At 59.6% G+C, this 8,039-nt stretch carries 7 protein-coding genes; all 7 read right to left on the reverse strand.

The genetic code is table 11. The features are described from left to right. Positions 1-245: 245 nt before the first annotated feature. A complete protein-coding gene (locus FS320_RS33685; RefSeq protein ID WP_152716760.1) occupies positions 246-1,220 on the reverse strand; it encodes a quinone oxidoreductase family protein in 975 nt (324 codons plus the stop codon). Between the two features lie 181 nt (positions 1,221-1,401). Continuing rightward, positions 1,402-2,481, reverse strand: coding sequence for an ABC transporter ATP-binding protein (locus FS320_RS33690; RefSeq protein ID WP_152716761.1), 1,080 nt, complete (start codon positions 2,479-2,481; stop codon positions 1,402-1,404). 11 nt (positions 2,482-2,492) lie between these two features. Continuing rightward, positions 2,493-3,299: a carbohydrate ABC transporter permease gene (locus tag FS320_RS33695; protein ID WP_152716765.1), complete on the reverse strand. Its 807-nt coding sequence runs from the start codon at positions 3,297-3,299 to the stop codon at positions 2,493-2,495. A gap of 43 nt (positions 3,300-3,342) precedes the next feature. After that, on the reverse strand, positions 3,343-4,275 hold the full coding sequence (locus tag FS320_RS33700) for a carbohydrate ABC transporter permease (RefSeq protein ID WP_152716762.1): 933 nt from the start codon (positions 4,273-4,275) through the stop codon (positions 3,343-3,345). 65 nt (positions 4,276-4,340) lie between these two features. Then, the gene (locus FS320_RS33705; protein ID WP_152716763.1) at positions 4,341-5,606 is read right to left on the reverse strand and encodes an ABC transporter substrate-binding protein; all 1,266 of its coding nucleotides are present in this window, start codon (positions 5,604-5,606) and stop codon (positions 4,341-4,343) included. 61 nt (positions 5,607-5,667) lie between these two features. After that, positions 5,668-6,840, reverse strand: coding sequence for a PLP-dependent transferase (locus FS320_RS33710; RefSeq protein WP_152716764.1), 1,173 nt, complete (start codon positions 6,838-6,840; stop codon positions 5,668-5,670). Next, positions 6,837-7,484 carry a FadR/GntR family transcriptional regulator gene (locus FS320_RS33715; protein WP_152716766.1) on the reverse strand — a complete coding sequence of 216 codons (648 nt, stop codon included), beginning with the start codon at positions 7,482-7,484 and terminating at the stop codon, positions 6,837-6,839. Before FS320_RS33715 ends, FS320_RS33710 begins: the two co-directional genes overlap by 4 nt. Positions 7,485-8,039: the final 555 nt, after the last annotated feature.

An 8,039-nucleotide genomic window follows, 5' to 3' on the forward strand; every position in this document is an offset into this window, starting at 1 on the left:
CTCACCAGCCAGCAGAACAATCCGAGCCCGCCAGACGACCTTCTGGGATGTGTTGCGGTCACCGACCAAGCTCTCCAAGCGATCTCGATCAGCGGCGGGAACCTCAATGCGTTCGATCTTGCCCATCAGAGCAGGATCGCACGTCGGATCGGATTTCGGAATCACTCGTCAGTGACAGAACACTAGGAGATGAAATTAGGATGGTTAGGAGTCTTCCCACCCCATTATCGGTCCGGGCCAGACTGCTACAGAGTCAGGATTGTTGATCCGGTGGTCCTGCGGGCTTGCAGATCCTGATGGGCCTTGGCTGCATTCTGCAACGGATATGTCTGGTTCACCTCGACCTTGACCTTGCCTGAGAGCACGACATCGAACAGGTCCTGGGCCATGGCTAGAAGATCGGCCCGCTTTGCGGCATAGGTTCCCAAGGTCGGGCGCGTCACAGAGAGCGAGCCCTTCTGGGCTAGGATGCCAAGATTGATCGGTTCGACCGCACCGGAGGATTGCCCGAAGAGCGCCATGAGCCCACGCGGGGCAAGACAGTCCAACGAGGCGGAAAAGGTATCCTTGCCAACCGAGTCGTACACGACCGGGACCATGTTGCCGCCAGTGATCTCCCTCACCCGCTCGACGAAGTTCTCGCGCGTGTAAAGAATGGTATGATCGCAGCCATGAGCCTTCGCGAGCTTCGCCTTCTCGTCATTGCCGACGGTTCCGATGACGGTTGCGCCCAGCGCCTTGGCCCACTGGCACGCGATGAGGCCAACCCCACCGGCTGCCGCATGGAACAGGATGGTGTCGCCTTCCTTGATCATGTAGGTCTGCCGGATGAGGTACTGAGCCGTCATGCCCTTGAGCATCATCGCGGCCGCCTGCTGATCGGAGATGCCGTCCGGAAGCACGACCAGGCGATCCGCCGGCATGACCCGCACCTCCGCATAGGCGCCCTGCGGGCCGCCCGAATAGGCAACGCGATCACCGACATTTACGTCGGTGACGCCCGGGCCGACCGCCTCGACCACGCCAGCCGCCTCTGTGCCAAGGCCGCTTGGCAGGGAGGCCGGGTAGGCGCCCGAGCGCACGTAGGTGTCGACATAGTTGAGGCCAATGGCCGTGTGCCGGACACGGGCTTCACCCGGCCCTGGCGGGCCGACATCAACCTCTTGCCAGACGAGAACCTCAGGCCCCCCGTTCTCATGGAAGCGAATTGCGTGGGTCATGATGTCGTTCCCTTCGGTGCCAGGTTGCGGCTCCACCTTAGGAAAAGGTTAAAGGTCTGCAAGGGGTCATCCGAGGAAATTGCTACCGCCTCAGAAATGTCGGTTGTCCCCTTCGTCAGCAGACATTCGGTCTACTTCGCAAATGTGCCAAGACTTGACCTTCCGGTGAACCGGTCGACTTCTACTCCGCAATTCGTCGGCCTGTCTGAGCATCGAAGATATGTAGCCTGGCCGCTGGTAGGCTGTAGGTAATGCTTGTGCCGATCGGGTAGTTTGCTCGCTCCAACACGAAAGCCTTCAGAGTATAGTGGATGGTTCTGATATGCAGGATTGTCCCCAATCCCATCGGCTCCACCAATTCGATCTGACCCATCCGGCTGCCGGCATTCTGTATGGATATCTGCACATCCTCAGGTCGGATGCCGACCTTTACGGCTTGGCCATCCTTACCTTGGATTCGAGAACTCGCAGGAATCTGCTCGCCAGATTCAAGCTTGATGTGCCGCTTCTCTCCGTCACATCGTAAGATGCCATCAAGTACGTTGATGGCCGGTGAGCCAATGAAGCTGGCGACGAACAAGTTCGTGGGGCGCTCATAGAGATCAAGCGGAGTTCCAACCTGCTGGACGGCGCCTCCGTTCATGGCGACGATGCGATCGGCGAGGGTCATAGCTTCCACCTGATCGTGGGTCACATAAATCGATGTCGTGCCGAGTTCCCGATGCAGCTTTTTAATCTCGACCCGCATCTGTTCGCGAAGGCGCGCATCGAGATTGGACAGGGGTTCATCGAACAGGAACGCCTTCGGCTTGCGCACGATCGAGCGCCCCATAGCGACGCGCTGACGCTGCCCTCCCGATAAGGTCCGAGGCTTACGATCAAGGAAGGTCTCTAGCCCCAGCTTGGACGCTGCAGCGGAAACGATATGGGACATTCGCTCAGCAGGCGTTCCTCGCAGTTTAAGGCTGTAGCTCATATTGTCACGGACGGTCATGTGCGGATAAAGGGCATAGGATTGGAACACCATGGCGATGTCCCGGTCCTTGGGCGCCAGCTCGTTTACGACCTTCCCGCCGATGCGGATGTCTCCGCGGGTGATTCCCTCCAGCCCTGCTACCATGCGCAGGAGTGTGGACTTGCCGCATCCCGATGGACCGACCAGGACCACGAACTCTCCGTCCTGAATCGACAGGTCGACATTGTAAAGGACGGGTACAGCCCCGTAAGACTTTCCGACACCTTGAATATCGATAGAAGCCATGATGCGACCCTTCAGCCTTTGACCGCGCCAGCCGTGAGGCCCTGGACGAGATACCGTTGAATGAGAAGGAAGAAGAGGCATGCGGGGATCAGAGCCAAGACGCCTGCCGCCATCATCTGTCCGAAATCGACCGAGAACTTCGACACGAAGCTGAGCAATCCTACCGGGAAGGTACTGGCATCGGCCTTCGACACGAGCATGAGCGCGAAGAGCAGCTCGCTCCAGGCAGCGGTGAACACAAAGCCCAGGGTGGCGGCGACGCCTGGCAGCGTCAGCGGCAGGATGATTTGCCGGAAGGCGCGGAAACGCGAGGCCCCGTCGATCATGGCGGCCTCCTCCAAATCTTTCGGAATGCCATCAAAAAAGGACTGCATCAGGAACGTCGCAAAGGGCACGTTGAAGGCTGTGTAGACGATCACGAGTCCCGTCAGGCTGTTGGTGAGCCCAAGTGGCGAGAAAAGTTTGAAGATCGGTGCCACCAGCATGACAAGCGGGAACATCTGAGTGATGAGCATCAACCCGACAAGCCACATCTTGCCGCGGAAAGTGAAGCGCGACATAGCGTAACCGGAGAGAGCCGCGATCACCGTCACCATCACGGCCGTGCTGCCCGAGACGATCAAGCTGTTCTTGAAGAACAGCGGGAAGTCACTGTGGGCGAGCACGAAGGTGTAATGTGCAAAGGATGAGCGGGATGGCCAGAGCCGAATTCCCTCACTGTACAGGAGATCGTTGGGCGTGATCGAGACCTTCAGCAGCCAATAGAGAGGGAACAACGCGAAAGCCACGTAGAAGGCGAGTAACCCATAATGAAACATCCAATATGGGGTGCTGCGGGCGGAGGATATCATAGAGTTCTCCTCATCGTCTCAGCAGGGACTGCCGCATCAGGATGATTGCGAAGGAATACGCCAACAGCAGTACGAGGAGCACCATCGCGATCGCCGATGCATAGCCGAAGTCGAGCCGCCGGAAGGCCTGCGTGAAGATATAGCTTGACACGATCTGCGTCTGATCGGCCGGTCCGCCATTCGTCATCACGATGATCAGGTCGGCGAAATTTGCGATCCAAATGGTCCGCAACATGACGGTGATCGCGATGGTGGGCGCCAGGAACGGAAGGGTGATGTCGATAAAGCGCCGCCATGCGCCTGCGCCATCGATGGCGGCAGCCTCATAGATGTCCTGCGGGATCGACTGTAGGGCCGCGAGCAATGTGATGGCAAAGAAGGGGATGCCCCACCAAACATTGGCGACAATCGGTCCCCAGATCGCGACATCAGGGTCGGACAGAATGTTCTCAGGTGTGGGCAGGATTCCGAGAGCGGCCATCCAGTGCGGTAGAGGGCCGACGACGGGATTGAACAGCCATGCCCAGTTCAGGCCCGATAGGAACGTCGGCACTGCCCAGGGAAGAAAGACCAATGCTTGGACGATGCCTCGCCCCGGAAAAGGATTGTTGAGGAGAAGCGCCAGCACGAGGCCGAAGGCGAATTGCAGCACCACAGAGGCCAGAGTCCAGACAAGCGTGTTCCTCATGGACAGCCAGAACGCCGCATCCGTCCAGAGGGCCCGGAAATGGTCCAAGCCGATGAAGCCACCGCTGAAGGGGTTGATCAACTGCATGTCCCGGAATGCATAGGACAAGCCGATGATCAGCGGCACGAGCATGATGGTCGCGATCAGGATTACGGAGGGAGCGATATACAGGTAGGGCTCAAGGCCCAGCGCAAGTCTCCGCAAGGGGGCACGCCGTGGACCTGAAGCCTCCTCGTACAAGGGCATCGTTGACATGCAGCGCTCCTCAACGGGACGAACCAAAAGGACGGCGCAGCTCGTGAAGCCGCGCCGTCTCGATCTTACTTGCTCGAAGTGAGGTGCTTCTTCTGCGCCTTGGTCATATAGTCGGCCCACTGCGCTGCGACGTCCTTCGGAGCAAGCTGTCCGAGGAGAGCCTGCTGGCTGGTCTTCACGGCCAGCGAGTCAGCGAAGAAGGCGAACTCCTGTAAATAAGTTGGCATGATCGTCGGCATGATGTTCTTGTCGGCCAGTTCCTCGAACCATCCCTTGAACTGCGGGCCGGAATAGAATGGGTCGTTCTCGGCTGACTTGTAAATCGGCAGCGCGCCCGTCTTCTTGTTCCAGGCGATGTTGCCCTCAGGGCCGGCGAGTGCAGCGAGCAGCTTCCAGGACAGGTCCTTGTTCTTGCTGTTTGCGAACATCGACCAGCCGGCATAGCCAAGGGTCGGGAAAGCCTTGCCTGCCGGACCCTTCGGGAAAGGTGCAACCCCGTATTCCTCCGGCTTCATGCGCTCGGCAATGGCGATCAGCGCATCCGGATCCTGATCGAGCATGGCGCAGGTGCTGGAATAGAAGCCGGCGACAATCTCATTGAAGCCCCAGTTGACGCTGTCCTTCGGAGCATAACCCTTCTTGTAGAGATCGGTGAGATAGGCAAGACCCTTCACCCAGCCCTCATCCGCGAAGGTTGAGGTTCCATCTTGCTTGAAGAAGGTGTTGTCGCCGGCCATCGTGGCGCCGAACATCACCCAGCCGTTCAGGCCACCCGGACCGCCGCGCAGGCAATACCCGTATTTGCCCGGGATAGCTGAAACTTTCTTCGAGACCTCTTCGAACTCCGCCAGAGTCTTCGGAGGCTCCTTCACCCCTGCCTGCTCGAAGAGCTTCTTGTTGTAGAACATCGCCCGCAGGTAGAAGCCATAGGGTATGGTGTAGGCGGTGTTTTTGACGGTCCGGCCTACCTCCAAGGCTCTGTCATTGAGCCCAGCGGTGTTCGGCCATTTCTTAAGGTAGGGCTCGAGGCTCTCCAGGGCGCCATTGTTGGCATAGAGCGAAAGCCACCGATCTGGCATCTCGACAATGTCGGGTGTATCGCCGGCGGACACCATGGTCGCGAATTTCTCGAACGCCTGGCTCCATGGCAGAGACGTGATCTCTACCTTCACGCCAGGGTTGGCTTCCTCGAAGTTCTTCACGATGCTTTTGAGCGTTTCTGTCCGCTCCGGGCTGGTGATGACCTCGGTGAGCTTCAGGGTGCTCTGGGCAAGGGCGCTGCCGGCGAAGGTCGTGGCGAGCGCAGTAGCGAGCAGTAGGCGTTGGATCATGATCTTCCCTCTGTCTTTGTCTTGTCTCAAACGTTTTCGACCGCTCCTGATGAAGGTTCGTCTAGCTCATCTTTGCCTCCCTGATGGCTTGGGCGAGATCGGCGACGAGTACATCCTGACCTTCCAGACCCACATGAAGGCGCACGATCCGCTCGGAGACGCCGAAATCGATGGCCGAATTGGGACCTGCTGCCTGAACACGTACCACCTGAGCGGGCACCACGAGGCTCTCGTGCCCGCCCCAGCTGACGCCGAGCTTGAAGAGCCGAAGCGCATCCGCGAACCTTGCAATGTCCACGCCGCCATCGAACTCGAATGAGAACAGGCCCGATGTGCCGTGCAGCCCGTCTGGCAGCGTGTTGCCAAGGCCGGGGTGATAGACCGCCACCACGTCGGGGCGCTCGGCAAGCTGGCGCGCCACGTGGAGCGAGGAGGCCTCATGCGCTTTCATGCGGATTGGCAAAGTCCTCAGGCCGCGGAGCAGAAGCCACGCGTCGAACGGAGACAGCTTGCCACCGAGATAGGGATAGATGCGGGAGCGAATCTCGCCAATGAGCTGGCTTGAGCCCACAACCACGCCCGCAACCACGTCGCTGTGGCCCCCGATGTATTTCGATGCGGAATGGACCACCAGGTCGACTCCGAGGGTCAGCGGCTGCTGGAAGATCGGGCTCGCCCAGCTATTGTCGATGATGGAAAGCACCTCGTTGTCGCGGGCGATCTGCGCAAGCGCCGCCACATCGTGGACATGCATGAGCCAGCTCGTCGGGCTCTCCATGTAGAAAAGCCGCGCGCCGGGCACGGCACGCCGCACCGCATCGAGGTCGCGACCGTCAACATAATCGACCGTCACGTTCATGCGCTTGAGATAAGTCTGAAACAGACGATACGCGTCAGGATAGACGTGCTCCACGCACACGATCCGGTCGCCGGGTCGGACGAATGCGAGCACGGCGGAAGAGATAGCCGCCATACCGCTGGCGAACCCTATCGCGTCCTCGCCGCATTCCAGTGCAGCCATCTTCTCTTCGAACAGACGGACTGTGGGATTCAGGCCACGCGTGTAGGTTGGCCGCACCTTCTGCCCGCGATAGGTCTCCTCCATCTCGGCATAGGAGCCGAAGGTGAAGAGCGAAGTCTGCGCGATCGGCGGCACGACGGCCTCGTAGGCATGTTCCCCATCATGGGCGAGAATGGCCATGGCGCGTGCGAGCGGATCGACGGAAGTGCTCATCTGATCATGTCCTTGATATCCTCTTCCACGATGGCGAGGATCGAAAGCGTGTTGGCGCGGGCTGCATCGGGATCCTTGGCTGCGATGCCCTCGAACAGCTTGCGGTGAAAGGGGAAGGAGCGGGCCGCGAAGTCCACCCGAACCCGCGACATCCCGAACAGGGTCTGCACGCTCTCGCGCATCTGCGACAGGAGTTGATTGAAGACGGGGTTGCCGCTGGCATCATAGACTGACAAGTGAAAGGCCAGGTCCTCAGGACCAGCGCAGCCCTTCTCGCGATGCACAGCCTCCATGATCAGGAGCTTGGATTCGATGCGCTCCAGATCGGCGGCTCTGGCCCGCATAGCCGCAAGCGCACTTGCCTCGACCTCCAAGCCACGGCGAACCTCCAGCATCTGGAGGAGCCCGCTCCGCCCGCGGTCGACCGCGAGTGGAAGGTGCATCGTCTCGGGTGAAATCCGTCGCAGGAGGTAAGTGCCGCTGCCTCTGCGGCTCTCAACGACTCCGAGGGCCTGCCAGTGGCGGATGACCTCACGAAGGGTGGAACGACCGACAGACAACTCGGCCATCAACTCACGCTCTGGGGGCAAACAATCGCCTGGCTGGAGGTCGGAACGCCCGATATACTCGGCGACGGCCCGCATCGCACCGGACGCGCGGGCGGAGGTGACACGGCGCGTCTGAGACCCCCACTCTGCTTCCACTGCGCCAAGCCTCCAGCCCTCAACCGAATCCCAATGGCAAGTTCTGCCGGAATTGGTCTGACAACTTTGAGGCTGGATCAAGCCACATTCATTGTCAAGGCATGCGAACGGGCCCTCTCGACTAAACAGGGTTGCCGCCACGTCGGGTTTTTCCCGGGGACCCGTAAGCCAATGGGAACGGTGTCAAGCCAAGGACTGATCGTACCTCTCCTCGCTCTACTCCCTGATCTTATGAATGACTGCTCAGGGTCAGGCAGTGAAGTCCATTCACTTTTCTGAATGTCTGGTTACGTGAGGATTGCTGCCTTCGGCGTAGCGTCTCAGGTGTGCCATGATGTATGGTCCGGCCGTGCGTCGCAAGATGATTGTGGCGGACTGACGAACGTGAGAGCTGCATCAATGTATTCGGCCTCTGTGTGGAGCGTCAGCTCCGGGCCATCATGGGAATCCGCGCGCATCCAAGGCTGACTAGCGGAAAGACCTCTGTGGGCCATC

This window comes from Microvirga tunisiensis, assembly GCF_009296175.1.
GTDB lineage: Bacteria > Pseudomonadota > Alphaproteobacteria > Rhizobiales > Beijerinckiaceae > Microvirga > Microvirga tunisiensis.

Coding starts and splice junctions, on each gene's coding strand:
- FS320_RS33685 (WP_152716760.1), bottom strand. CDS start 1,220: ATGACCCACGCAATTCGCTTCCATGAGAACGGGGGGCCTGAGGTTCTC.
- FS320_RS33690 (WP_152716761.1), bottom strand. CDS start 2,481: ATGGCTTCTATCGATATTCAAGGTGTCGGAAAGTCTTACGGGGCTGTA.
- FS320_RS33695 (WP_152716765.1), bottom strand. CDS start 3,299: ATGTTTCATTATGGGTTACTCGCCTTCTACGTGGCTTTCGCGTTGTTC.
- FS320_RS33700 (WP_152716762.1), bottom strand. CDS start 4,275: ATGTCAACGATGCCCTTGTACGAGGAGGCTTCAGGTCCACGGCGTGCC.
- FS320_RS33705 (WP_152716763.1), bottom strand. CDS start 5,606: ATGATCCAACGCCTACTGCTCGCTACTGCGCTCGCCACGACCTTCGCC.
- FS320_RS33710 (WP_152716764.1), bottom strand. CDS start 6,840: ATGAGCACTTCCGTCGATCCGCTCGCACGCGCCATGGCCATTCTCGCC.
- FS320_RS33715 (WP_152716766.1), bottom strand. CDS start 7,484: ATGCGGGCCGTCGCCGAGTATATCGGGCGTTCCGACCTCCAGCCAGGC.